The sequence below is a fragment of the Corynebacterium faecium genome (assembly GCF_027257105.1).
GTDB lineage: Bacteria > Actinomycetota > Actinomycetes > Mycobacteriales > Mycobacteriaceae > Corynebacterium > Corynebacterium lehmanniae.
The window spans coordinates 1-23,983 of sequence record NZ_JAPYJX010000008.1; the positions used below are offsets into that span (position 1 = coordinate 1).

The window sequence follows — 23,983 nt, forward strand, 5'->3', positions numbered from 1 at the left end:
ACGTGTTACTCACCCGTTCGCCACTCGAGTACCCCTGCAAGCAGGAGCCTTTCCGTTCGACTTGCATGTGTTAAGCACGCCGCCAGCGTTCATCCTGAGCCAGGATCAAACTCTCCACAAAAACGTTTCAGCAGAAACAGGCCGTGAAAAGCCCAAACCCAACCAAAAACAAACCAACCAACACAAAGTGCTGGACTGGCAAAATCCAAAAATTACAAAGGTTCACACCAACCCCCAACCCGACGGGGCACAAAGGAGGCTGGCCAAAAAAATACGTGAAACATGTTCAACCACACCCCACGCACACCGAACCAAACAGATGACGCGATCCATCATTGGAATTCAACCACGCCACCACCGGCACACACCCACACAGGGCACACACCACACAGTGCACAAAACGAGGCAGGCAAACACACCCACGCAACAAAAGTACATTGGCACACTATCGAGTTCTCAAACAACACCAGCACACCCACCAACCAGAACCCAACACGATCCCAGCCGGAAAAAGCGACTTGATCAGAAGCTACACAACCAACCAACCAAAAGTCAAACTCACGTTAAACCCCGGTTAACCAGAACGTAACCCCTATTCACTTAAACCATTCCCTCCAAGCGGCCCAACCGCTCGGAAGCAACGGATGGATATATAACCACGAAGCCAAGCACAACACAAAACGCCCAGGCCAGATGGGAAATCCGGGCCTGGGCGGTAGCTCGTCGTAAAGCTGGGTGCTACACGCGCTTCGCTCCCGCGAAGTTCTTTTTGCCGCGGCGAAGCACCAGCCAGGAGCCGTGAAGGAAGTCGTCCTCGGTGGGCACCCACGTCTCGTCCTCGATGCGGACGTTGTTCACGTACGCGCCACCTTCCTTGATCGAGCGGCGGGCGGCACCCTTGGAGTCCGCGAGGCCAGCGCCCACGAGCAGATCCACGATGGTGGTCTCGCCGGAGAACTCGAAGATGTCGGTCTCGGAGACGGAGGCGGCGAGGGTCGCCTCGTCCAGGTCCGCAAGCTCGGCGCGGCCGAACAGCGCCTGGGATGCGAGCTCGACTGCCTCACGCGCCTCGACGCCATGGACCAGGTCCGTCATCTCCTGCGCGAGGCGACGCTGCGCCTCGCGCTTGAACGGGCGCTCCTCCACCTCGACCTCGAGGCGGGCGAGCTCCTCCTGGTCCAAGAAAGTGAACCAGCGCAGGTAGCGGATCACGTCGGCGTCCGCGGTGTTCACGAAGTACTGGTACCAGGTGTACGGGCTGGTCATCTCCGGGTCGAGCCACAGGGACCCGCCGCCGGTGGACTTGCCAAACTTCTTGCCCTCGGAATCCGTGACAAGCGGAACGGTCAGCGCGTGGGTCTGCGCGCCGTCGATGCGGCGGTTCAGGTCGACGCCGGCCACGAGGTTGCCCCACTGGTCGCCGCCGCCGATCTGCAGAATGCAGTCGTGCTCGCGGCGCAGCTGCACAAAATCGTTGGCCTGCAGCAGCATGTAGGAGAACTCGGTGTAGGAGATGCCGTCGTTTTCCAGGCGTCGCTTCACCGTCTCGCGGCCCAGCATGGTGGACAGGGAGAAGTGCTTGCCGATGTCGCGCAGGAACTCGATCGCGCTGAGGTCCTTGGTCCAGTCGTTGTTGTTGACCAGCTTCGCGGCGTTGTCGCCGTCGAAGTGCACGAAGCGCTTGAGCTGGCCGGAGATGCGCTCGGCCCAATCCTTCACGGTGTCCGCGGAGTTCATGGACCGCTCCCCTACGTCGCGCGGATCGCCGATCATGCCGGTGGCGCCGCCGGCCAGCACGATCGGTGTGTGGCCGGCCTCCTGGAAGCGGCGCAGCATCAGAAGCGGCACGAGGTGGCCGGCGTGCAGCGACGGGCCGGTCGGGTCAAACCCGCAGTACAGGGTAATCGGCGCTTGCGCGGCTTCGCGCAGGTTGTCTAGGTCGGTGGACTGGTTGATCAGCCCTCGCCAGGTCAGCTCATCAATGATGTTGGAGGAAGTCATGGTCGCTTTCTTCTAGTTCGCGGGGGTGTAGGGCTCTGCTTCGTCGATGAGCAAAACCGGGATGCCGTCGTCGATGCGATAGGCAATTCCGAGGCGTTCGTTGACCAAGAGCTGCTTTTCCTGGTTGTACTCCAGCGGGCCCTTGTCCTTGGGGCACGCGAGGACGCTGAGAAGCTTCGGATCCAGACTCATGGTTTCGGATCGTACCCGTCGCCGCCGCGGTAGCTGTCGTCGAGTCCGGGCAACTCCCCCAGCTCCTCCCGCAGGAACTGCGCTTGGGAGTCCATCGCACGCAGGTTGTCGTCCAAGATGCCCTGCCGCACCCTTCCTGCCGCGCGCGTGAGCGTGGTCAGCGAGTCCACGACAACCCGCACTGCGGAGGCGTCGCGGTACTGCGGGGCATCGAGATACGTATCGACGACCTCCGGGTAGTACACCTTCACCACATTCCATATCGTTTGGCGGTGCTCCGGAGTCGGTTCCAAGTGCTCCCACTCCGAGAGCACGAACCGGACAGTGTCTTCGAGCGCACGCGCCTGGGCCATCACCTGCCGCGGCGGGCGGGCGCCGCCCAAACGCCTGGAGGTCTCCTGCAGCGACCGCTCCAGCACCACCGGGGTGGGCTCCGCCGGCGCCACGGGCAGCTCCTTTGGGGTGCGCGCGGGAGTCAGCGCCGCGCCCGCGCCGTAGGCCGCCAGCGCCGCCACCGGCCAGTAGATGCCGATGCCCACCACCAAGTGCAGAACAACCACCAGGATGGCAAGCACCAGCCCGACCTGGTTCTTCTGCGACGCGAAGTAGCGGGCGAACGCGTTGCCTGAAACATTATTGGAATCCACGGATCTCCTTAAACGCCGCCGCGAGGTCGCCGCCGAGCGCGTCGAACACTTCGCCGCCGGTCAGCTCCGCCAGCTCGCGCATCTCCGACTCGCTGGCGTCGCCGTAGAGGATCACAAACACCGGCACGGACCGCTGTGCGGCCGGCAGCTGCTCGTATTCCTCCTTGAACTTGGAAAAGCGGGGCCCGACGGTGTCTTGGCCGTCGCTGAGCAGGACTATCGACGGAATCCCGCCGGCCGGATCCGTCTCGCGCAGTGCTTCAAGCAGCGTCTGGTACATCGCGGTGGAGCCGCTGGCGCTGAGCCCGTCGACGTACTTCGTCAGCTCCGCGACCGCCGCCGGGTCCTCGTGGGAGAACCGCGCCGTCACGGGGTCGTTCGGCCTGCTGTCGAAGGACTGCAGCGTGACGTTCTCCCGGTCGCGCAGGGAGACGTCGCCGGTGAGGGTGGAAGCGGAGCCGTCGATAAGCGAATGCATGATGTCTTTCAGCGACGCGATGCGCTGGCCCTCCATCGAACCCGAGGTGTCCAGCACAAACGTGGTGGTGCCGGGCTGGCGGTAGGAGTTGTCGTAGGCGTACAGCAGCTCGTCCACCACACTTTCGTTCGCGGGGAACGGCAGCTCGATGACCTGCTGGTCCGCGATCTCCGCGGGCAGGTTGTCCACCTGCGTCACCGGCCTGCGGAAGGTGTCCGCGATGTCGGGCTGGTGCTCCAGGAGCCAATTCGCAAGCTTTTCGACGCGCTCCCGTGCGTCCGTATTCGCCGGCTGCGCGAGCGCGGACAGCGGGTAATCCGCGGAGATCACGCCGTCCGCCGGGACCACGACCTCAATGGGCTGGCCCTGCTGGCGCATCTGGTGCAGCGTGGACTCGTAGTTGACGATCGCGTCCGCGCGCTCCGGGTCGTCGGCGAACGCCTCGGCCAACCACCCGGAGGACCCGGAGACCATGGTTTGGGCCTGGAACAGCTGCTCGAGGCGCGGGCCCACGCGCTCCAGGTCCGCCGGCGCGATGGCGTCGCCGGTGTCCGCCAGCGCGGTGGCAACGGCGACGAGCGCGGAGAACCCGGAGTTGGACGCCTGCGGGTTGGTCATGCCGAAGCTGAACTCCCCGGCCTCCGCGGCTGCGGCGAACTCCGCCCACGTGGGCTGCTTGGCGTCCCAGCCGAGGCGCTTGGCGCTGTCCTCCCAGACGCCGAACGCTATGGGGCTGGTGGCGATCTTCGTCTCGCCGTCGAGCTTGTCGGTGGCGCCGATGAGGTTGACGTAGCGGTTGGTGGCGAACCAGGTGGCGTCCACTTTTCCGTCGAAGTCGCCGCGCTTGAGCGTCTGCGAGTTGTCCAGGGTGCCGCCGGGGAATTGCATGTCGATGGAGAAGCCGAGGTCCTTGGCGGCCTGGTCGACCAGCCCCTCCAGGTCCTTCAGCTCGGTGGCGGCGACGATGGTCAGGTCCGCCGGCTTGCCGGAACCGGAGCCAGCGCCGGAGCCCGAGGAACCGGAGGTGTCGCCGCCGAGCGAGATGCACGACGCGAGCATGAGCGACATCAAGGCGGCGATGGCCGCGTAAAGGCGTTTCACTGGTCGTCCTCCTTCACCGGCGCGGGTGCTCCGGCGTAGCGTTGTCCCACTCCGTCGATGAGCTGCTCGAGCCTGTCGTAGGAGGGCGGGTCGATGGAATTGACGTAGTCGGATGGAGCGTCGAGACCGCGGTCCTCGAGTTCCTGTGCCAAGCTGCCGGAGTTCGCGGGCCGGAAGCCGTGTCGGGCGGCGAGCTGCTGCAGCTGCGGATCATTCGACAGCAGGCGCCCGAGCTCCTTGCCGCCTTCCGAGACGCCGACGATGCCGTGGTTCGCGAGCACGGTGGGGCTCAAGTGCAGCAGCACCATGTCGTCGCGGATGCGGGAGTGCGGGCGCATCTGCTCGCCCAAGAACTGCGCCTCGTAGACCATCACCATTGGCGCTGCACCCATGCCCTGGCTCAGGTAATCGGTGAACGGACCCGACGAGGACGCCTCGCTATATCCTTGCGCGGTGAAAAACGGTGCGATCTCGTCGATGAGGTACCCGACGTCGTCCCTGCGCTCCGGGTCGCGCTCGGCCACCTCCCACGCCAGCAGCGACAGGTACATCGCCGCTGAGTTGGAGGTGCGGATGTCCGTGGAGCGGATCTGCACATTGCGTGGCGACGGGTACGCCTCGCCCAGATCACGCCAACGTTTGCCGGAGCGGGCTAGGTCCATGTACTTGTTCACGTCCAGGGTGTAGGTGCCGTTTTGCTCGCTGACCACGCCTTCCGCCACGAGCAGGTCGGCGATCGGCTTCCAGCTCGCCACCGCCATCGGCGTAAAGAACGGGAAGTCCACGGAGTAGCCGCTGCCCTGTTCGCGCACCTTCTGTGTCGCGGGCGCCGACGACGGAAAGACGAAGTCCTGCTCCGCAATATCCGTGGTGGTGGCGATCTGGCGCGAGCCGGCGGTGGTGACGCTGACGCTGTACCCCAGCTCCTCCAGCCGAGCCACCACGTCGGGGTCTTCGAAGTAGGCCCGCTTCTCCGATCCGATGACGCCGTGCAGCTGCGTCAACTTGCCGCCGGAACCGCCGGCCGCTCCCCCGCCTCCGCCGTCGCCGTCACCGTCACCGAAGGGCAGCAGCCCCCGTCCCAGCGCGACGGCGGCGATAACCACCCCAACTAAAATGACGCCAAGCACCACGGAGACTTTCCGTCCCCGGGGCTTGGCGTCATGGCTGCTCGGCACACTCATATCTCACATGCTAAATGGCCGGGCCGACATGCGCGCCGCAATCGACGAACTACTGCGCGCGCACCGGCTTTGCCGCCCACTCGCGCGCGGCCTTGTTCGCCTCGCGCACGCGCTCGCGCTGCTCCTCCACGCGCGGGCGGGCGGTGCCGCCGCGGGTGTCGCGGGAGGCGACCGCGCCGTCGACGGTGAGCACTTCGCGGACCTCAGGGAGCAAACGCTTATCGACGCTTTGCAGTTCCTCGTCCGTGAGGTCGACCAAATCCACGCCGCGGGACTCCGCGATGCGGACGCAGGCGCCGGACGCCTCGTGGGCCTCGCGGAACGGCACCCCCTGGCGCACCATCCACTCGGCCAGATCCGTCGCCAGCGTGAAGCCCGCCGGGGCGAGCTCGCGCATGCGGTCCTCGTGGAACGAAAGCGTGGACACCAGGCCGGTGAACGCCGGCAAGAGAATCGACAGCTGGGTCACCGAGTCCACCAGCGGCTCCTTGTCCTCCTGCAGGTCGCGGTTGTACGCCAGCGGCATGGCCTTCAGCGTGGCCAGTAGCCCGGTGAGGTTGCCAATCAAGCGTCCAGCCTTGCCGCGGGCGAGCTCCGGGACGTCCGGGTTCTTCTTCTGCGGCATGATCGACGAGCCCGTGGACCACGCATCGTGCAGTGTGACGTAGCCGAACTCCGGCGTGGACCAGGCGATGATCTCTTCGGCGAAGCGGGAGACGTCGATGGCGATCTGCGCCAGCACGTACGCCGACTCGGCGGCGAAATCGCGCGAGGCGGTGCCGTCGAGCGAGTTGTCTGTGGCGGAGGCGAAGCCGAGCTCCTCGGCGATCGCCTCCGGGTCCAGGTGCAGTGAGGAGCCCGCCAGCGCACCGGAGCCGTACGGCGAAACGGCCAGGCGCTTGTCCGCGTCCTGGATGCGCTCCAGGTCGCGCAGCAGCGACTGGGCGTGCGCCAGAAGAGAGTGCGCGAGCAGGATCGGCTGCGCGGCCTGGAAGTGGGTCTTGCCCGGCATGATCGCGTCCGGGTGGGCCTCGGCCTGCTGGACAATCGCGTCGATCAGGTCAGAGACGTCCTGGGCCACGCCGCGGAGTGCGTCGCGCAGCCACATGCGGAACATCGCCGCGACCTGGTCGTTGCGGGACCGGCCCGCGCGCAGGCGGCCGCCAACCTCGGGGCCGACGCGGTCGATCAGGCCGCGCTCCATCGCGCCGTGCACGTCCTCATCGGTGGGCAGCGGGCCGAACGAGCCGTCGGCGACATCGCGGCCGAGCTTGTCGAGGCCGTCGAGCATCACCGTGAGGTCTTCGTCGCTAAGCAAACCCGCCCTGTTGAGCACCTTCGCGTGCGCCTTGGAGGCGAGCACGTCGTAGGGTGCGAGCACCCAGTCGAAATGGGTGGACACGGACAGGGCGAACATCGCCTCCGAGGGGCCGCCGGAGAAACGGCCTCCCCACAGCGCGCCCTCGTTGGTCTTGTGCTGTTCCATCCCTACTTCTCCTGGGAGGCGGCAGCCGCCCTGTCGCGCTTGTTCGCGATTTGCGACGACAGGCCGTGCAGGCGCACAAAGCCCTTAGCCAGGGTCTGGTCGAAGGTGTCGCCGGTGTCGTAGGTGGCCAGGTTGAAGTCGTACAGGGAGTGGTTGGAGCGGCGGCCGTTGACGGTGGCGGTGCCGGCGTGCAGCACCATGCGGATGTCGCCGGTGACGTGCTCCTGGGTGGACTCGATGAACGCGTCCAGGGAGCGCTTCAGCGGGCCGAACCAGAGGCCGTCGTAGACCTCCTCGGACCAGCGGGCGTCGATGACGCGCTTGTAGCGGGCCAGCTCGCGCTCGACGGTGACGTCCTCAAGCGCCTTGTGCGCGGTGATCAGGGCCACTGCGCCCGGGGCCTCGTAGACCTCGCGGGACTTGATGCCCACGAGGCGGTCTTCCACCATGTCCAGGCGACCGATGCCCTGGGCACCGGCGCGGCGGTTCATCTCCTCGATGGCCTCGAGGACGGTGACCTTGCGGCCGTCGATAGCCACCGGCTTACCGGCCTCGAAGGAGATGATCACCTCGTCCGGGGCGTTGCCCAGGGCCGGGTCCTCGGTGTAGGCGTAGAGGTCCTTTGTCGGCGGGTTCCACAGGTCCTCCAGGAAGCCGGTCTCAACCGCGCGGCCCCAGACGTTCTGGTCGATGGAGAATGGCGAAGCGGCAGACTGCTCGATGGGCAGGTCCTTGCCCTCGGCGTACTCGATAGCCTTGTCGCGGGTCCAGGCGTAGTCGCGGGCCGGGGCGATGATTTCCAGGTCCGGGTCCTGGTTGAGGAAGCCGACCTCGAAGCGGACCTGGTCGTTGCCCTTGCCGGTGCAGCCGTGGGCGACGTGGGTGCCGCCGTACTTGTGACCGGCTTCCACCAGGTGCTTGACAATCAGCGGGCGGGAAATGGCGGAGACCAGCGGGTACTCGCCCTGGTACATGCCGTTGGCCTTGATGGTGGGCAGGCAGTACTCCTCGGCGAACTCGTCCTTGGCGTCCACCACAATGGACTCCACAGCGCCGCAGTCCAGCGCGCGCTGACGCACGGACTCCATGTCCTCGCCGCCCTGCCCGAGGTCCAGGGAGACGGCGATGACCTCGCCGCCGGTCATTTCGGCGAGGTAAGGGATGGCGACAGAGGTGTCAAGGCCGCCCGAGTACGCGAGCACAACGCGGTTAGTCATGGTGAAAGATCTCCTTCGAATTCCAGGACGATTCAGAATTATTCAGTGTATGTAAAATTATGCGATCGGCGCAGCGATGTCTATTCGCCGACGTTTTCCTTCAGCCCGAACAGCTGCTGCGCCAGCTCCTTGCCGCTGATCGGTTCGCGGGCGAGCACGAACACCGTGTCGTCGCCGGCGATGGAACCGACCACTTGGTCCAGACCCACGCGGTCGATGTAGCTGGCCAAGTACTGGGCCGCCCCGGGCGGCGTGCGCACCACGGCCAGCTGCCCGGAGTAGTCCACGGAGACCACCAGCTCCTCGATCATGCGGCGCAGCTTCTCGCGCGGGCCGGAGTGCGCCGCTTCGAGCGAATCTGCCTCGCCGCCCACGGTGTAGTAGGCGCGCCCGCCTGCGCGCGGGCGCACCTTCTTCGCGCCGAGCTCGTCGAGGTCGCGCGAGAGGGTGGCTTGGGTGATGTCGATGCCCTCGTCCAACAGCAGCTCGGACAGCTGCACCTGGGAGGACACGCGGGTTGATTCGAGCAGCTCGAGGATTCTCGCCTGCCGCGCAGTGCGGGATACAGGTTGGGTCATACTTGGTGCTCCAAAAGCCAGGCCAGCAGCGCCTTTTGGGCGTGCAGGCGGTTTTCCGCTTCATCAAAGACGCGCGATTGCGGCCCGTCGATGACGTCCGCGGCGACTTCGCTCCCGCGGTACGCGGGAAGGCAATGCAAGAATATTGCATCCTCCGCCGCGCGCGACATCAGGGCAGCATCCACCTGGTACGGCAAAAACGGCGTGCGGCGGTCCTTGCCGTCTTCCTCCATGCCCATGGACACCCACGTGTCCGTGATGACCACGTTCGCGCCCTCCGCAGCCGCGATATCCGAGGTCACGACGACTTTCGCCCCGGTTTCCTCGCCGCGGCGCCGTGCGCGTGCGACGAACTCCTCGCGCGGCTGGAAGCCGTCCGGAGCGATGACGGTGATGTCCACGCCGGCGGTGGCGAACCCGATGAGGTAGGAGTTGGCCATGTTGTTGTCGCCGTCGCCCAGGTAAACGGCCTTGAGCCCCCTCAGCCCAGCCGGGCCCTCATCCGGGCAGAAGTTCTCCACCACGGTCTGCAGGTCGGCGAGGATCTGGCACGGGTGCAGGTCGTCGGAAAGCGCGTTGATGATCGGCACGGTGGCCGTTTCCGCCATTTCCCGCAGGTTGTCGTGGGCGTAGGTGCGCCACACAATCGCTTCCACGAAGCGCGACAGCACCGCGCCGGTGTCCTGGTAGTTCTCCTTCGTGCCCATCTGCGAGTTGCCGCTTTCGGTGACAATCGCGTGCCCGCCGAGCTGCGCGATGCCAGCGTCGAAGGAGTAGCGGGTGCGGGTGGAGGTTTTGTCGAACAGCACGGCGACGGATTTCGGCCCCTCCAGCGGGCGGCGCGAGAAGGGGTCCCGCTTCAGCTCCGCGGCGAGTGCGAGCACCTCGGCCTGCTCTTTCGGTGTGAGGTCGTCGTCTGCCAGGAAGTGTCTGACCATCGGTTTAGCTCCTTTCTTTCGCTGCGTCGATTGCACGGGCGAGGCGCTTCATCGCTTCTTCAATCTCATCATCGGTGATCACCAGCGGCGGTGTCAGGCGGATGACGTCGTCGCCCGGTGCGTTCACAATCAGGCCTTTTTCGAGCCCATGCTTGACGACGAGCTTCGCCACCGCCTCATCCAGCACCACCCCGAGCATCAGCCCGCGCCCGCGGACCTGGGTGACACCGGGGATCTGCGAAGCTGCGTCGCGAAGCAACTGCCCCTTACGGCGCACCTCGGCGAGGAAGTCCTCGTCGATGGCCCCAAGCACGGCCCCCGCGGCGGCGCAGGCGACGGGGTTGCCGCCGAAGGTCGTGCCGTGCGAGCCCGGGGTAAACAGCTCGGCCGCCTTGCCGCGGGCGATGGTCGCGCCGATGGGAAGTCCCCCGCCCAGTCCCTTGGCCATGGTGATCACGTCCGGCATGACGCCTTCGTGCTGGAAAGCGAAGAAGTCGCCGGTGCGGCCGACGCCGGTTTGGACCTCGTCGACGATGATGAGGATGCCGTGGGCGTCGCAAAGATTGCGCACCGCTGTGAGGAAACCTTCTGGAGCGGGGATGACTCCCGTCTCCCCCTGGATGGGCTCCAGGATGATCGCCGCGGTGTTGCCCGGGTCCTGCTGCACCAGGGCCTCGAGCGCCTCGATGTCGCCGTACGGGAAGAACTCGACGCCCGCCGGCATGGGTTCGAACGGCGCGCGCTTGTCCGGCTGGCCCGTCAGCGCGAGCGAGCCCATGGTGCGGCCGTGGAAGCCACGCTCAGCTGCGAGGATGCGGCGGCGGCCGGTCAGGCGCGCGAGCTTGAAGGCGGCCTCGTTGGCCTCGGCGCCGGAGTTGCAGAAAAACACCCGCGCGGTCTCGTCGCCGACGCGGGCACGCAGCGCTTCGGCGACCTCCACCACCGGCTGGGAGCCGAAGATGTTGGACACGTGCCCCAGGCGCGCCACCTGCGCGCTCACCGCCTCGACGACGGCCGGGTGCGCGTGGCCGAGCGCGTTTACGGCAATGCCGGCGAGCATGTCGATGTAGGTGTTGCCGTCTGCGTCGGTGACCGTGGAGCCTTCGCCGGAGACAAGCTCCACCGGCGGCGCGGGGTAGGTGTCTAAAAGCGCGGAAGTCCAGCGCGAAGAAAACTCGCTCATGCGTCGTCCTTTCTAAAGATCGTTCCGTCCGGGTAGTGCGCGCGGTCGTAGTCGTCCGGCAGCACCATGGTGCCAACGCCGCCCATGGTCAAAAGCTCCAGCAGCACGGAGTGTGCCACGCGGCCGTCGATGACGTGCGCTGCCTTCACCCCGCCCTGGACCGCGGTGAGGCAGGCCTCCATCTTCGGGATCATGCCGGTGTCCAAGCCGGGCAGCATCTTGGCCAGCTCGCCCGCCTCAATCTTGGACAGCAGCGAATCCTTGTTCGGCCAATCCGTGTAGAGCCCTTCGACGTTGGTGAGCACCACGAGGCGCTCGGCGCCGATCGCAGCGGCGAGCGCACCCGCGGCCTCGTCGGCGTTGATGTTGTACACCTCGCCGTGCTCCCCCGGTGCGATGCCGGAGACCACCGGGATCCGGCCGGCCTCGATGATGTCCATCACTGCCTCCGGGGTCACGTCCGTGATCGTGCCCACCAGGCCGATGTCCTGCGGCTCACCGTCAACGACCACCTCGCGCTGCTTAGCGGTAAACAGCCCGGCGTCCTCGCCCGAGGTGCCCACCGCGTAGGGCCCGTGGGAGTTGATCTTGCCCAGCAGGTCCCGGCCCACCTGGCCAAAGAGCACCATTCGCACCACGTCCAGGATCTCCGGGGTGGTCACGCGGAACCCGCCGATGAACTCCCCGCCGTCCAGCCCTAAGCGGGCGAGCATCTGGGTGATCTGCGGCCCTCCGCCGTGCACCACTACAGGCTTCGCGCCCACGGTGCGCAAAAACACCATGTCGGCGGCAAAGGCGGCCTTCAAGTCCTCGTCGATCATGGCGTTGCCGCCGTACTTGACCACCACGATCTTGTCGCGGTAATGCTGCAGCCACGGCAGCGCCTCCGCCAGCACAGTGGCGCGCTGCTCGTTGGTCAAGTTCGGCATCATCTCTCCCACCTCCTAGCTGCTGTAGGCCGAGTTGATCTCAACGTAGGCGTGCGACAGGTCCGTCGTGCGCACCGTCGCACGCCCCTCGCCGCCGGTGCCCAAATCCACCACCACCGCAATGTCCGACCCGCTCAGATCCACGTCCCGCGCGCCGGGCACTGCACCGGAGTACTCGCAGACAGTGTGCCCGTTGAAGGTCACCGAGATGGTGTCCGCGTCCATCTCCGCGTCCGCCATGCCCACGGCGGCGAGCACGCGGCCCCAGTTCGGGTCGGAACCGAACATCGCGGTCTTGACCAGGCTGTCGCGGCCGATGGTGCGCGCGGCGTTGAGCGCTTGGTCGTCGTCTGCGGTGCCTTCGACGGTGATGCTCACGCGCTTGGTCACACCCTCGGCGTCGGATTGCATCATCGCCGCCAGCTGCGCGCAGGCCTCGTACACCGCGGCGTCCAGCTCGTCCTGGTCCGGGCTCACCCCGCTTGCGCCGTTGGCCATCGCGATGACGGTGTCGTTGGTGGAGGTGGATCCGTCGATGTCCAGGGTGTTGAAGGTGGTTGCCGTGGCGCGCTCTAACGCGGTCTGCAGCGCCTGGGCCTCCACCTTCGCGTCGGTGGTCAGGCACACCAGCATCGTCGCCAGCGACGGCGCCATCATGCCGGCACCTTTGCCCATGCCGCCGACAGTCCAGCCGTCGCCTTTGACTAACACTTCCTTGGCGACGGTATCGGTGGTGCGGATGGCTTCGGCCGCGTCCGCACCGTGGTCACCGAGCTGACCGACGACGTCCGCGATGCCGCTTTCCACCTTCTCCATCGGCAGCAGATCGCCGATGATGCCGGTGGAGCAGACGGCCACCTGGGCGGGCTCTGCGCCCACGCCTTCGGCCGTGAGCCGGTGCATAGTTTGCGCGTCATGCAGCCCCTGCTCACCGGTGCAGGCGTTGGCGTTGCCGGAGTTGAACACCACCGCCTTCAGCTCGCCGGCGGACACCGCCGAGCGGCTGACTTTCACGGGCGCGGCGAAGACCTTGTTTCGCGTGAAAACGGCGGCCGCGGTGTATTCGGGGCCGTCGTTGACCACGACGGCCATGTCCGGGTTTCCGGATGCTTTCAGGCCCGCGCTGGTGGCGGCGGCGGAGAAGCCTTGCGGTGCGGTGACTCCAAGAGTGCTCATGATGGAGGGGGTCCTTTCAGGGAAAAGAGGTAAGGGGTGTCTCGTCGGCGGTTACGGAGCCACCGCGGCTCGCGACAGACCCGCCCCCTCGTTGAACCCAAGCGCAAGGTTCATGCACTGCACCGCCGCTCCCCCAGTACCCTTGGTCAGGTTGTCAATGGCGCTGGTGGCCACGACCTTGCCCGCCGCCTGGTCCACCTCAACCTGGACGTGGCACATGTTGGAGCCCACCACGTGCTGCGTCTGCGGCTGCTGGCCGGCAGGCAGCAGGTGCACGAACGGCTCCACGGCGTAGGCGTTTTCGTATGCCGCGCGCACCGCCTCCGCGTCCGCGCCCTGTGCCAGTGGCGCAGTAACGGTGGTGAGGATGCCGCGCGGCAGCGGCGCGAGCACCGGCGTGAAACTCACGGCGACTTGGCCGTCCGCTACTTCCTCGAGGTTCTGCGCGATCTCCGGCGTGTGCCTGTGCGCGCCGGCGACGCTGTAGGCCTTCAGCGAGCCCATCGTCTCCGCGCCGAGCATGTCAACCTTGGCCTTCTTGCCTGCCCCGGACACGCCGGTAATGGCCACCACTGTCAGATCCGGCTCCACCAGGCCCGCCTGCACCGCCGGCCATGCGGCAAGGGTGGCACCCGTGGGAAAGCACCCGGGAACAGCGATGCGCGTTGCCTTTGCGACGTCCTCCCGGTGCCCCGGTAACTCCGGCAGCCCGTAGGGCCACGCTCCCGCGTGCTCCGAGCCGTAGTAGGCGCGCCAGGCTTCGGCATCGCGTAGGCGGAAGTCGGCGGCGCAGTCGATGACGGTCACGTCCTCGCTAAGCGCGGCGCCGATGGCCGCGGAGTGTCCGTGCGGCAGCCCCAAAAAGACCACGTCGTGGCCGGAGAGGACCTCGACGGTGGTCTCTTCGATAACCCGGTCGGCCAGCTCCGGCAGGTGCGGCATGAGCTCGCCGACACGCTGGCCGGCGTTGGACGCGCCGGTGAGCGCGCCGATCTCCAGCTCGCCCGCAAGATACGCCGGGTGGCCCAGCAGCAGGCGGAGAATCTCACCGCCCGCATAGCCCGTGGCCCCCGCGACCGCTACTTTGACAACCTTGCCTTGTGACATGGTCGCAAGTGTAACAGTTATGCAGTCGCGTGGAAGTTATTCACGGAAATATTTTTAGCCGCGCATTTCTGCGCCGAAGCGCTCCTTGGCCAACTCAGCTGCCTTCAGGCGCGCCTCGGAGGCTTCTTCCTCTGTCAGCGTGCGGTCCGGGGCGCGGAACGCCAGGCCGAACGCGAGCGACTTCTTGCCTTCGCCGAGGTTGTCGGAACGGTAGACGTCGAAAAGCGTCACCGCTTCGACGAGCTCGCCGGCACCCTCCTGGACCGCGCGGCGCACGTCCTCGGCTGCCACCGCCTCGTCCACGACCAGGGCGATGTCCTGGTTGAGCAGCGGGAACGCAGACAGACGCGGCGCAGGCAGGCGCTCTGCCAGCGGGATGGCGGTCAGATCGATCTCCATCGCGCAGGTGCGCGCCGGCAGGTTCAGCTTCTCCAGGATCTGCGGGTGCAGCTCGCCGGCGTGGCCGACAACCTCGCCGTCAACCTTGAGCGCAGCGCAGCGGCCCGGGTGCCACGGCAGGTACTCGGCAGCCTCAACATCCAGGTCAACGCCGCAGACACGGGCGACGAGCTGGGCTGCCTCGATAGCGTCGGACCACTCGTAGGCGCGGCCCTTGCCCCACGGGCCCTCCAGCTCCGTGTTGCCCAGCGCAACCGTCGCGGTGTGGAGGTGCTGCTTCGGCAGCGACTCGACAAGCTCTGCGACAACCTCGTCAGCCGGGCGCTCGGACACGTCCGGCAGCGGCGAGGCGTCCGCGCGCTTCTCCGAAGTCTGCGCCACGGAGTAGATGGCCACATCCCCGCGGCCGCGCGCGACGTTTCGGCCCGCGGCCTCCAGCATCGGCGGCAGCAGCGTGGTGCCCAGGATGCCGTAGTCCGCATCGAGCGGGTTCTGCACCTTGACGGTGTTGCGGCGCGGATCGTCCGCGTCGAGGCCCCAGGCGTCGAAGGTGTTGTTGGCGATAAACGGCGTGGGGATGATCTCCGCGTAGCCGGAGTACGCCAGAGCGTGGGTCACTGCACGGCGGCGGCGCTGCAGCGGGCTCAAACCGCGGCCGCCACGGGGCGTGGGCAGGATCGACGGAATGTCGTCCAGGCCCTCCAGGCGCACGACCTCCTCGACCAGCTCCACCGGCACGGTGATGTCGGTGCGCCAGGTCGGCGGGGTGACCTGCAGCTCCTCGCCGTCGCCGGCGACCTCGCAGCCGACCTCTTCCAGACGGCGCACCACGTTCTCGCGTGCGTAATCCACACCGATCAGCTCGGCCGGGCGCGTCGCGCGCATCGCGATCGCATCACGCTTTTCGACGTCACCGACCAGCGTCCTGCCCGCATGAATCGTGCCGCCGGCGATGTCCACCAGCAGTGCGCACGCGATGTTCAAGGCGTTTTCCACCAGCTGTGGGTCCACGCCGCGTTCGAAGCGACGCGAGGCTTCCGAGCTCAGCTTCAGCCGGCGCGCGGTACGCGCCACGGTCAGCGGGTCCCAGGTTGCTGCCTCGAAGTGGACATTGACCGTCTCATCCGAGATCTCAGAGGTGGTGCCGCCCATGACACCGGCCAGGGACTGAATGCCGTTGTCGTCGCTGATCACCACATCTTCTGCTGTCAGCGTGCGCTCGACATGGTCGAGCGTTTCAAACTTCTCGCCGTCGGAGGCGTTGTGCACGCGCAGGCCGCCGGAGATCTTGTCGGCGTCGAAGGCGTGCATCGGCTGGCCGGTCAACAGCATGACGTAGTTGGTCACGTCCGTCGCGGCGTTGACCGAGCGCACACCAGCGAGCATGAGCTCGCGCTGCATCCAAAACGGCGCGGTAGCGTTCGGGTCGATGCCCTCGACGGTGCGCACGCCGAACCGCTTGGCCTTGGTCGATTCTTCCACGGTAACCGCGATGGTCTCGCCTGCCGGGGCTGGAACACCAGAGATGTCGATGCCGGCGATCGCCGGATCCCGCGCCACGTCGGCGAACTCGAGGTCGAAGGCCGAGGCGATCTCGCGGGTTAAGCCGCGGGCCGACAGCGCATAGCCACGGTCCGGAGTGACGTTGACCTCGAAGACTGTGTCGTCCGAGCCTAAAATCTCGCGGGCGTCCTGGCCGGGGGTAGCGGAGCCGTCGTGAAGAGTAATGATGCCCTCGCTTTTCGCGGTGAGCCCGAGCTCGGCCGCGGAGGCCATCATGCCTGCGGAGATGTGGTCGTAGGTCTCGCGCGCGGAGATCTCGAATCCGCCCGGCAGCACCGCGCCAGGAAGCGAGACGACGACCAGGTCGCCCTGCTTGAAGTTGCGGGCGCCGCAGATGATGCCCTGCGGCTCGCCGGTGCCGTTGGCCTGGCCCACGTCCACCTGGCAGTAGCGGATGGGCTTCTTAAATCCAGTCAGCTCCTCGATCTCGGCGACGCGGCCGATGACCAGCGGGCCGGTGACCTCCGGCAGCGGCTCGTAGCCCTCTGTTTCGAAGCCGACGCGCACGAAGCCCGCGTCGAGCTCCTCGTCGGTGGGGTTGAAATCCTTGTTACCTGCGTTCTGCAGCAGGCGGACGATCCAGTTTTTGGAAATGAGCATTATCGAGAGTCTCCTTTACGCCTGCACGCCGAACGGGATGGTGAAACGAACGTCGCCTTCGACCATGTCGCGCATGTCCGACAGACCATTGCGGAACTGGAGGGTGCGCTCCAAGCCCATGCCGAATGCGAAGCCGGAGTAGACCTCCGGGTCGATGCCTACGGCACGCAGCACGTTCGGGTTGACCATGCCGCAGCCGCCCCACTCGATCCAGCCCGCGCCGCCCTTCTTGTTGGGGAACCACACGTCCACCTCAGCGGACGGCTCGGTGAACGGGAAGTAATTGGTGCGCATGCGCGTCTTCGTCTCCGGGCCGAACAGCACCTTGGCCAGGTGGTCGAGAGTGCCGCGCAGGTGCGCCATGGTCAGCCCCTTGTCCACGGCCAGACCCTCCACCTGGTGGAACACCGGGGTGTGGGTGGCGTCCAGCTCGTCGGTGCGGAACACGCGCCCTGGGCACGCGATGTAGATGGGCACGTCGCGCTCAAGCATGGTGCGCACCTGCACCGGCGAAGTGTGGGTGCGCATGACCTGCTTGGAGCCTTCCTCACCGATGTAGAAGGTGTCCTGCAGCGTGCGGGCCGGGTGGTCCGGGATGAAGTTCAGCGCGTCGAAGTTGAAGTACTCCGCTTCCACCTCCGGGCCTTCCGCGACCTCCCAGCCCATGCCGATGAAGATGTCCGCGATGTGCTCGGACAGCGTGGTAAGAGGGTGCATCGCGCCAGCCTGCGTGCGGGAGGTGGGCAGGGTAACGTCCACTTTCTCCTCGCGCAGCTGACGCTCCCGGTGCTCCGCCTCGCGCTGCACGCGCAGTTGGGCGTACGCCTTTTCTGCGCGGCCGCGGGCCATGTTCACGAACCGACCGGCATCTTTGCGCTGGTCCTTCGGCAGCGTCCCGAGCGCGCGGCGGGCCTGCAGGATCGGGGCCTTCTCCCCCAGGTGCGCGCGGTGCGCCTCCTCCAGCGCAGCGAGGTCCTCGGCCGCCTCAAAGGCAGCGATCGCCTCGTCCGCTGCCTTGTTCAGGGCGTCCTCGGTCAGTTCAATTTCCGGAGTTGGGTTTGCGTTGTCGGCCACGCTCGTGTTCACCCGCACCTTTCCACAAGTGCGCTGCGCTGTTCATACAGACCGCAGCGGTGTTGGTTCAAAAGCGTCCACCACTTTACCTATCGGCCGACACAGCGACCGCGCGAGGGCGGGCGCTGCAAACCCAGCCGATAAAGCTAGTCCTCCGCGAGCGCCTTCGACGACTCCCACAGGCAGATACTCGCCGCAGTGGCCAGGTTCAACGACTCCGCCCCGCCCTGAATCGGAATGGAGGCGCGGTGGTCGGCGGTCGCGAGGATGTCGTCGCCAAGCCCATGCGCCTCGTTGCCGAACAGCCAAGCGGTCGGCTGCGCGAGCGTCTCCCCCGGCTGCGCCAGGTTCACCTCCCCGTTCATGGTGGTGGCGAAGGTGGACAGCCCGGCGTCTTCAAGCTGCCCGATGACGCGGCGCACGTCGCGGTCGCGCGCCACGGGGATGTGAAACAGCGAACCAGCTGTCGAGCGCACTACCTTCGGCGACTCTGGGTCGACAGTGTCACCAGCAAAAATCACCGCGTCCGCGCCCACAGCGTCCGCGATGCGGATGATCGTGCCGGCGTTGCCGGGGTCGTTGGTCTCCACGCACACCGCCACCAGCTTCGGACGGCCCTTAAGAATCTTCGGCACAGTCCACAGCACAGGGCGACACACCGCGAAAATGCCTGTGGACGTCACCGCGTCCGCGAGCGAATCCGCCGCCTTGTCCGTGATCGGGTGCGTGTAGACGTCCATGTAGCCCGCCGCCCGCACGATCTCCTCGAAGCGCTCGGCTGCGGCCTCGGTAACAAAGAGGTCCGTCGCCGCACCCGTTGCCACGGCGGCTTCCACAGCGTTCTCGCCTTCCGCCAAAAAAGCCTTTGCTTTACGACGAGCTTGCGCTCTCTTCAACTTCCCCGCATTAACCACACGCGGAGTGCGCTCTGTAAACGGCTGCTGGAAATCCAATGGCATAGCTCCAGACTACGTTGCAGGCACTACGCTGTTGGCCGTGCCTACGTTTTCGGAGCTCGTGCGCGCCCGCCTTCTTTCATCGGCGGCGCGCCGTTGGCGCATTGGCTTTGCGCTCGCAGCTCTTCTTTTCGCTCTTGGGCTGCTGGCACTGCGCGGGGCTCCCATTGCCGTCGAGTGGTCCCGGTTCGCGGTGGCGCTCTACGCGGTATTTCTCATCGTCGCCGCGTTTTTCGCCCCGGTCACCGCCGGGTTGGGATACGGCTTCCTGCTGCAATTTTCCAACGTTGCACCGGAGTACCGCAGCGCGATCATCATCATCGGCATGTTCGCGATCGCCACTGTTGTGGGGCTGCGTATATCTGCGCGCTATAGCCTGCCGTTGCTGGCCTATCTCTGGTATCTCGCACAGACAGACTTTCCCTCCGGGGTCTATTTCCCCATTTCCTTTGAAACGGCAATCTTTTTGTTCGTGCTGCTCCTTGTCGCGTGGGCAGTTGGCTGGATTCTGCGCGCGTTCCTCATCACTCGAGAACGCCAAGCAGATCGGCTAAAGGCGGAGCTGGAACGCGAAAGAGATCGAACCGTAAAGGCCTTGCACGGATCCGTTGCGTCGTCGCTGACCTCGGTTGTGCTCCGAAGTGAGGCCTTGGCGATGTCAGGTGACGACCAAACAGCAAAGGCGGCGAAACTCATCGCCGAGGACGCTCGACGGTCCATGCAGGAAGTCCGTCAGCTCATCCGGTTTATGCGTTCCGACGATCCCGCGGAGTTCAGCGAGAACAACGCCATGAGCACACCCACATTGGATGACTGCTTGCGGACCTTTTCGGACACCTTGCGCAGCCACGGCTACACGGTCACGGAAAGCGGCATGCACGGCGAGGGTCTGAACTCGATTGCCTTGCGCCACGCTCCAAGCGCGTTCCGTGAGATCCAGACTAACGTGATCAAGTACGCAGATAAGCATCGACCAGTGATCGTGGCCGCGGTCGAAGACGACCACGACGTGCAGATCTTGGTGCAGAACTTCGGCGCCCCGCAAGAGCAGAAAGTTGAGATGAGCACCGGCGTCGGCTTGGGGGAGGTCGCATCACTGTTGGCAGAAGACGGTGCCACTCTCGATGCGGGCTATCACGGCGAGGCGTTCCGCTACCACCTCACTGTGCCGAAGGAACGAAAGTAGATTGCCACGTCGGCATGAAGGATACTTTCGTACCAACTTGTCCCCTAAGCGCCCGAATTAATTGCACATTGTTACCGTATGCACCCATAATTCGATGTAGCGATTTACAGCTTTAGTTCACGAAAGGACAAGCAAATGCGCAAGTTTGCTCGCCTCGCCGCCTCCGCCCTGGTTGCAACCGGCCTCATCGCCGTCGCCCCTGCAGCACCTGCAGACGCACAGACCGTGGCAACTCCCTACGCAGCTGGCGCCATCGGCGACACCTTCGAGTGCGGCGGCATGCTCGGCCGTCTGTGGTGCTAATTGCACCGAGATGACAACCCCTGATCACCCAATCCGGGTTTTCCTCGTCGACGATGATCCGCTGGTCCGCGAGGTGCTGAAAAGCTACCTCGACAGCGCCGAGGGCATCACCGTCGTCGAAACTGCTTCGGACGGATCCGAAGCGCTCGAGCGCATCCCCGAACTAGACGTGGATGTGGTGCTCTCCGATGTCTACATGCAGCACATGGGCGGCGCAGAGCTGCTGCGCAACCTCGCCGCGCGCGGTGCCGCCCCGGCCTTTTTGGCGATTAGCTCGCTGGATAACGACACCGCGATGCTCGACATCCTCGACCACGGCGGCCGCGGCTACATTCTGAAGAGCCAACCGCGCGAGGAAATCATCCTTTCGGTGCGGCAGGCGGTCGCAGGCGGCACCGTGATCTCACCTGCCGCTATGAACAAGCTGCTCCCCCACCTCTCCCAGCGGGAGGTACAAGCACCGCAAGCTCCCGAGCCCTCAAAGGCAACGGTCAACGTGCCTGCGGGCGTTTCCGATACCGAGCAGAAAGTGCTTGAGCTGCTTTGCGACGGCCTGAGCAACGCCGACATCGCGAAGCACCTGAACTACTCCGAGTCCACCGTGAAGAAGATGGTCTCGAAGCTGCTTTCGGCCTACGGAGTCTCTTCCCGCCTCGACCTCGTGGTTACCGTCCTCAACGGTCGAGGACCACAGACGCGCTAGCCTCTCCCCGGTTCTGAACGAAAGTATCGGTATCGGGCACGAAGGTGCCGAGACACCAAATTTTCCTTGTCACTCGACTGCAACATCCTTACGTTGACCCCTGTAAGCAATCACCCCGACTGCTAGCGACGCTGGCGGTAGCTTCACAGGAAAGGACAACGTATGACCCGTAAGACCCGACGCATCACTACCGCGCTTCTCGGTACTCTGATGGCCGGCGCTGCCATCGCTCCCGCGAACGCGACCACCCTCGAGGAGTCCGCTCCCGAGACCCCGGCGAACAACGACAAACTCCCGATCGTCCACACCTACCGCGGCTCCGACCACTTGAAGGCCAACGTGCTCAACCCGCGCCCGGTGTGCAACTCCACCGAGGACTACCGCACCGTCGTGTACAAGGTGAAGGACAACTTCCTGCCGGTGGGCACCATCTCCACCACGAACCTGTCCGACGAGGCAATCCCGCTGCAGCAGGACCTCTCCCGCACCCAGACTGTCTCCGCTTCCGTCAACGGCTCCAAGACTGAGACGCTGAACCTGGGCGGTTCCGGCTCCAAGGACGGCATCGAGGGCAACATCGGCTACTCCGTGGCGAAGGCGCTCGGCTGGGACGTCTCCGCTGAGCTGTCCTGGAACGTCGGCCAGACCGTCGGCCCATACGATGTGCCGGCAGGCAACACCGGTGAGGCCACCTACGGCTTCCGCACCGTCACCATGACTGGCACCCAGCAGCGCTGCCGCCCGAACGGCACCTGGGCAACCCCGACCGCGTGGGTCGCAAACATGCCGGTGAAGAACGAGGTCCGCGTGAAGAACTTCGACACCCCGGCCGATTCCTGGGCGCCGAACAAGGGCGCACAGACCACCGAGGTCAAGGACGAGCCGAACGCTGAGTACGACCAGGACGTTGACGCCCTGAACAAGGGCGACAACATCGACGACGTGGAAAAGGTCGACGATAACAAAACCGCCGACGTCAGCAACAAGGACGTCAACCTCGCAGCCGAGAACGAAAAGGCGGCCAAGGAAGAGTCCGACAAGGCCGAGGGCGCCATCGAGGTCGATGCCGCGTCCGACAAAAAGAAAGAGTCCACCGACGAGTCCAACAAGGGCGACGAGAAGGCCGACCACGACCTGGACCTCGAGCCGTACTTCACCGTGTCCTCCGCGAAGGCGAAGGGCTTCGCCGGCTCCACCGCTCTGCGCGTGAAGAACGTCGGCAACGAGCGCTACTGGGGCGAGTTCCCGGCAGTGACCTTCCGCGTCGCAGTCCGCACCGAGGACGGCCCGGAAAACGTTGACCGCCTGATCACCACCACCACCCGCGAGGGCGGCTACGCCCGCGACCTGGGCTGGGACGAGGACGAGCAGGCTCGCATCTTCGAGGTCACCCTGTCCAACCCGATCAACCCGGGTGAGGAAGCTGACCTTGTCTCCTTCTCCTTCGGCGACGGCAACACCAAGGAAGGCCGTCTGACCAACTACATCACTGTTTCCCAGACTGGCCGTCTGGACGGTGACGACTCCGAGTACAACGACCAGGACGTCGACTCCCGCGACGTCACGCTCGACGACTTCGGCCGCGAGAACGAGGGCATCTTCTAAAACAGCCCCACCACAGCGATTCGCGCGCCCACCCCAGCGGTGGGCGCGCTCCCATTTGCGTGTCGCACACGAAAAAGCTCCCGCCACTTCCCCGATCAATGCGGGGATGGGCGGAAGCTTCGTCGTTAAGCGAAAGTGCTTTACGCAGCCTTCGGAGCGTTGACATCCTCCGGCAGAGCGTTCTTCGCAACCTCGCACAGAGCGGAGAAGGCAGCGAAGTCGCTGACAGCCAGCTCGGCCAGGATCTTGCGGTCGACCTCGACCTCGGCCAGCTTCAGGCCGTGGATGAGGCGGTTGTAGGTGATGTCGTTCATGCGGGCAGCGGCGTTGATGCGCTGGATCCACAGCTTGCGGAACTCACCCTTGCGCTTGCGGCGGTCGCGGTATGCGTAGGTCTGGGAGTGCAGCCACTGCTCCTTCGCCTTGCGGTACAGGCGGGAGCGCTGGCCGCGGTAGCCCTTCGCGGACTTGAGGATTGCGCGGCGCTTCTTCTTAGCATTGACTGAACGCTTCACACGTGCCATGAGTCAAACTTCCTTTTCTTTTCTCGTATCGGTTGATTGATCGGGCAGTGCTTAGGACATGCCGAGGAGGCGCTTTGCGCGCTTGACGTCAGCCTTCGCGACGTCGGTGGAGCCGGACAGCTTGCGGCGGCGCTTCGACGAGAGCTTCTCGTTCAGGTGGCGCTTACCAGCCTGCTCGCGGCGCAGCTTGCCCTTGCCGTTGACCTTGATGCGCTTTGCGGTGCCCTTGTGGGTCTTCTGCTTCATGGTGAAAGCCCTTCAGAGTGTCGATTGTTGGAACTACTTTTTGCCCTTGCGAGCCGGTCCGAAGACCATCGTCATGTTTCGGCCGTCCTGCTTCGGACGGGACTCGACAACGCCGAGCTCCCCGATGTCCTCAGCCAGACGCTCCAGCAGGCGGTAGCCCAGCTCGGGGCGGGCCTGCTCGCGGCCGCGGAACATGATGGTGACCTTGACCTTGTTGCCCTTCTCCAGGAAGCGCTCAACATTGCCCTTCTTGGTCTGGTAGTCGTGCTCATCAATCTTGGGGCGGAACTTCTGTTCCTTGACCACGGTCTGCTGCTGGTTCTTGCGGGCCTCGCGGGCCTTCTGATCCTGCTCGTACTTGAACTTGCCGTAGTCCATGATCTTGGCCACGGGCGGCTTGGCCTTCGGGGCTACCTCAACCAGGTCGAGGTCCGCCTCGTACGCCAGCTTGCGGGCGTCGTCCGTGCGGACGATGCCCACCTGCTCGCCGGACGGGCCGACGAGGCGAACTTCAGGGACGCGGATTCGTTCATTGATCCGAGCTTCAGCGCTGATGAGAACTCCTAGAGACTTAAAGAAACAATGCGTGCCGCACTTGAACCGCAAT

At 65.4% G+C, this 23,983-nt stretch carries 23 protein-coding genes and 1 rRNA gene; 4 read left to right on the forward strand and 20 right to left on the reverse strand.

The annotated features are described in order from the left end of the window. The 17 genes from O5O53_RS09615 to O5O53_RS09695 form a co-directional block, all read right to left on the reverse strand. Nucleotides 1–121: ribosomal RNA gene (locus O5O53_RS09615) — 16S ribosomal RNA — on the reverse strand; the annotation flags it as partial. Between the two features lie 617 nt (nucleotides 122–738). Next, nucleotides 739–2,001 (reverse strand): tyrosine--tRNA ligase, encoded by a 1,263-nt coding sequence (gene tyrS, locus O5O53_RS09620; protein ID WP_269511691.1) that lies wholly within the window; start codon nucleotides 1,999–2,001, stop codon nucleotides 739–741. 12 nt (nucleotides 2,002–2,013) lie between these two features. After that, entirely contained in the window at nucleotides 2,014–2,193 is a 180-nt protein-coding gene (locus O5O53_RS09625; RefSeq protein WP_181888369.1) for a Trm112 family protein, read from the reverse strand. After that, nucleotides 2,190–2,840: a hypothetical protein gene (locus O5O53_RS09630; RefSeq protein WP_269511693.1), complete on the reverse strand. Its 651-nt coding sequence runs from the start codon at nucleotides 2,838–2,840 to the stop codon at nucleotides 2,190–2,192. Before O5O53_RS09630 ends, O5O53_RS09625 begins: the two co-directional genes overlap by 4 nt. Further along, on the reverse strand, nucleotides 2,827–4,419 hold the full coding sequence (locus O5O53_RS09635) for a vWA domain-containing protein (protein ID WP_269511694.1): 1,593 nt from the start codon (nucleotides 4,417–4,419) through the stop codon (nucleotides 2,827–2,829). Before O5O53_RS09635 ends, O5O53_RS09630 begins: the two co-directional genes overlap by 14 nt. Next, on the reverse strand, nucleotides 4,416–5,603 hold the full coding sequence (locus O5O53_RS09640; RefSeq protein ID WP_269511696.1) for a hypothetical protein: 1,188 nt from the start codon (nucleotides 5,601–5,603) through the stop codon (nucleotides 4,416–4,418). The genes O5O53_RS09635 and O5O53_RS09640 overlap by 4 nt, the downstream gene beginning before the upstream one ends. Before the next feature lie 49 nt (nucleotides 5,604–5,652). Then, nucleotides 5,653–7,089, reverse strand: coding sequence for an argininosuccinate lyase (argH, locus tag O5O53_RS09645; RefSeq protein WP_269511697.1), 1,437 nt, complete (start codon nucleotides 7,087–7,089; stop codon nucleotides 5,653–5,655). Between the two features lie 2 nt (nucleotides 7,090–7,091). Continuing rightward, on the reverse strand, nucleotides 7,092–8,306 hold the full coding sequence (locus O5O53_RS09650) for an argininosuccinate synthase (protein ID WP_269511698.1): 1,215 nt from the start codon (nucleotides 8,304–8,306) through the stop codon (nucleotides 7,092–7,094). 80 nt (nucleotides 8,307–8,386) lie between these two features. Continuing rightward, nucleotides 8,387–8,884 carry an arginine repressor gene (locus tag O5O53_RS09655; protein WP_181888364.1) on the reverse strand — a complete coding sequence of 166 codons (498 nt, stop codon included), beginning with the start codon at nucleotides 8,882–8,884 and terminating at the stop codon, nucleotides 8,387–8,389. Next, on the reverse strand, nucleotides 8,881–9,822 hold the full coding sequence (argF, locus tag O5O53_RS09660) for an ornithine carbamoyltransferase (RefSeq protein WP_269511699.1): 942 nt from the start codon (nucleotides 9,820–9,822) through the stop codon (nucleotides 8,881–8,883). The genes O5O53_RS09655 and argF overlap by 4 nt, the downstream gene beginning before the upstream one ends. Before the next feature lie 4 nt (nucleotides 9,823–9,826). Next, entirely contained in the window at nucleotides 9,827–11,005 is a 1,179-nt protein-coding gene (locus O5O53_RS09665; RefSeq protein WP_269511701.1) for an acetylornithine transaminase, read from the reverse strand. Continuing rightward, complete coding sequence (argB, locus tag O5O53_RS09670; RefSeq protein WP_302471114.1) at nucleotides 11,002–11,937, reverse strand: acetylglutamate kinase; 936 nt, start codon at nucleotides 11,935–11,937, stop codon at nucleotides 11,002–11,004. Before argB ends, O5O53_RS09665 begins: the two co-directional genes overlap by 4 nt. A gap of 12 nt (nucleotides 11,938–11,949) precedes the next feature. Then, nucleotides 11,950–13,110, reverse strand: coding sequence for a bifunctional glutamate N-acetyltransferase/amino-acid acetyltransferase ArgJ (argJ, locus tag O5O53_RS09675; RefSeq protein ID WP_269511705.1), 1,161 nt, complete (start codon nucleotides 13,108–13,110; stop codon nucleotides 11,950–11,952). Between the two features lie 51 nt (nucleotides 13,111–13,161). Continuing rightward, nucleotides 13,162–14,217, reverse strand: coding sequence for an N-acetyl-gamma-glutamyl-phosphate reductase (argC, locus tag O5O53_RS09680; RefSeq protein WP_269511706.1), 1,056 nt, complete (start codon nucleotides 14,215–14,217; stop codon nucleotides 13,162–13,164). 54 nt (nucleotides 14,218–14,271) lie between these two features. After that, complete coding sequence (pheT, locus tag O5O53_RS09685) at nucleotides 14,272–16,779, reverse strand: phenylalanine--tRNA ligase subunit beta (protein WP_269511708.1); 2,508 nt, start codon at nucleotides 16,777–16,779, stop codon at nucleotides 14,272–14,274. A gap of 15 nt (nucleotides 16,780–16,794) precedes the next feature. Continuing rightward, nucleotides 16,795–17,865, reverse strand: coding sequence for a phenylalanine--tRNA ligase subunit alpha (gene pheS / locus O5O53_RS09690; RefSeq protein WP_269511710.1), 1,071 nt, complete (start codon nucleotides 17,863–17,865; stop codon nucleotides 16,795–16,797). Between the two features lie 134 nt (nucleotides 17,866–17,999). Then, nucleotides 18,000–18,812, reverse strand: coding sequence for a TrmH family RNA methyltransferase (locus O5O53_RS09695; RefSeq protein ID WP_269511712.1), 813 nt, complete (start codon nucleotides 18,810–18,812; stop codon nucleotides 18,000–18,002). Nucleotides 18,813–18,849: 37 nt separating this feature from the next. Between O5O53_RS09695 and O5O53_RS09700 the strand changes: the two genes are divergently transcribed. The 4 genes from O5O53_RS09700 to O5O53_RS09715 all read left to right on the forward strand — a co-directional run bounded on the left by O5O53_RS09700 (nucleotide 18,850) and on the right by O5O53_RS09715 (nucleotide 22,606). Further along, nucleotides 18,850–19,995 (forward strand): histidine kinase, encoded by a 1,146-nt coding sequence (locus O5O53_RS09700; RefSeq protein ID WP_269511714.1) that lies wholly within the window; start codon nucleotides 18,850–18,852, stop codon nucleotides 19,993–19,995. A gap of 135 nt (nucleotides 19,996–20,130) precedes the next feature. Further along, a complete protein-coding gene (locus tag O5O53_RS09705; protein ID WP_269511716.1) occupies nucleotides 20,131–20,298 on the forward strand; it encodes a hypothetical protein in 168 nt (55 codons plus the stop codon). 10 nt (nucleotides 20,299–20,308) lie between these two features. Continuing rightward, nucleotides 20,309–21,001 (forward strand): response regulator, encoded by a 693-nt coding sequence (locus tag O5O53_RS09710; protein ID WP_269511718.1) that lies wholly within the window; start codon nucleotides 20,309–20,311, stop codon nucleotides 20,999–21,001. A gap of 162 nt (nucleotides 21,002–21,163) precedes the next feature. Next, the gene (locus O5O53_RS09715) at nucleotides 21,164–22,606 is read left to right on the forward strand and encodes a hypothetical protein (RefSeq protein WP_269511720.1); all 1,443 of its coding nucleotides are present in this window, start codon (nucleotides 21,164–21,166) and stop codon (nucleotides 22,604–22,606) included. 140 nt (nucleotides 22,607–22,746) lie between these two features. Here O5O53_RS09715 and rplT read toward each other — a convergent pair whose 3' ends face one another. Genes rplT through infC form a run of 3 tightly spaced genes read right to left on the reverse strand, consistent with a single transcriptional unit; the run spans nucleotide 22,747 to nucleotide 23,982 of the window. Then, nucleotides 22,747–23,130 carry a 50S ribosomal protein L20 gene (gene rplT / locus O5O53_RS09720; protein WP_070473163.1) on the reverse strand — a complete coding sequence of 128 codons (384 nt, stop codon included), beginning with the start codon at nucleotides 23,128–23,130 and terminating at the stop codon, nucleotides 22,747–22,749. 51 nt (nucleotides 23,131–23,181) lie between these two features. After that, on the reverse strand, nucleotides 23,182–23,376 hold the full coding sequence (gene rpmI, locus O5O53_RS09725) for a 50S ribosomal protein L35 (RefSeq protein WP_034999913.1): 195 nt from the start codon (nucleotides 23,374–23,376) through the stop codon (nucleotides 23,182–23,184). Between the two features lie 33 nt (nucleotides 23,377–23,409). Further along, complete coding sequence (infC, locus tag O5O53_RS09730; protein ID WP_082855650.1) at nucleotides 23,410–23,982, reverse strand: translation initiation factor IF-3; 573 nt, start codon at nucleotides 23,980–23,982, stop codon at nucleotides 23,410–23,412. Nucleotide 23,983: the final 1 nt, after the last annotated feature.

Coding starts and splice junctions, on each gene's coding strand:
- argH (WP_269511697.1), bottom strand. CDS start 7,089: ATGGAACAGCACAAGACCAACGAGGGCGCGCTGTGGGGAGGCCGTTTC.
- O5O53_RS09640 (WP_269511696.1), bottom strand. CDS start 5,603: ATGAGTGTGCCGAGCAGCCATGACGCCAAGCCCCGGGGACGGAAAGTC.
- rplT (WP_070473163.1), bottom strand. CDS start 23,130: ATGGCACGTGTGAAGCGTTCAGTCAATGCTAAGAAGAAGCGCCGCGCA.
- O5O53_RS09650 (WP_269511698.1), bottom strand. CDS start 8,306: ATGACTAACCGCGTTGTGCTCGCGTACTCGGGCGGCCTTGACACCTCT.
- argC (WP_269511706.1), bottom strand. CDS start 14,217: ATGTCACAAGGCAAGGTTGTCAAAGTAGCGGTCGCGGGGGCCACGGGC.
- O5O53_RS09655 (WP_181888364.1), bottom strand. CDS start 8,884: ATGACCCAACCTGTATCCCGCACTGCGCGGCAGGCGAGAATCCTCGAG.
- argF (WP_269511699.1), bottom strand. CDS start 9,822: ATGGTCAGACACTTCCTGGCAGACGACGACCTCACACCGAAAGAGCAG.
- pheT (WP_269511708.1), bottom strand. CDS start 16,779: ATGCTCATTTCCAAAAACTGGATCGTCCGCCTGCTGCAGAACGCAGGT.
- O5O53_RS09715 (WP_269511720.1), top strand. CDS start 21,164: ATGACCCGTAAGACCCGACGCATCACTACCGCGCTTCTCGGTACTCTG.
- rpmI (WP_034999913.1), bottom strand. CDS start 23,376: ATGAAGCAGAAGACCCACAAGGGCACCGCAAAGCGCATCAAGGTCAAC.
- argB (WP_302471114.1), bottom strand. CDS start 11,937: ATGATGCCGAACTTGACCAACGAGCAGCGCGCCACTGTGCTGGCGGAG.
- argJ (WP_269511705.1), bottom strand. CDS start 13,110: ATGAGCACTCTTGGAGTCACCGCACCGCAAGGCTTCTCCGCCGCCGCC.
- O5O53_RS09665 (WP_269511701.1), bottom strand. CDS start 11,005: ATGAGCGAGTTTTCTTCGCGCTGGACTTCCGCGCTTTTAGACACCTAC.
- tyrS (WP_269511691.1), bottom strand. CDS start 2,001: ATGACTTCCTCCAACATCATTGATGAGCTGACCTGGCGAGGGCTGATC.
- O5O53_RS09625 (WP_181888369.1), bottom strand. CDS start 2,193: ATGAGTCTGGATCCGAAGCTTCTCAGCGTCCTCGCGTGCCCCAAGGAC.
- O5O53_RS09710 (WP_269511718.1), top strand. CDS start 20,309: ATGACAACCCCTGATCACCCAATCCGGGTTTTCCTCGTCGACGATGAT.
- O5O53_RS09695 (WP_269511712.1), bottom strand. CDS start 18,812: ATGCCATTGGATTTCCAGCAGCCGTTTACAGAGCGCACTCCGCGTGTG.
- O5O53_RS09705 (WP_269511716.1), top strand. CDS start 20,131: ATGCGCAAGTTTGCTCGCCTCGCCGCCTCCGCCCTGGTTGCAACCGGC.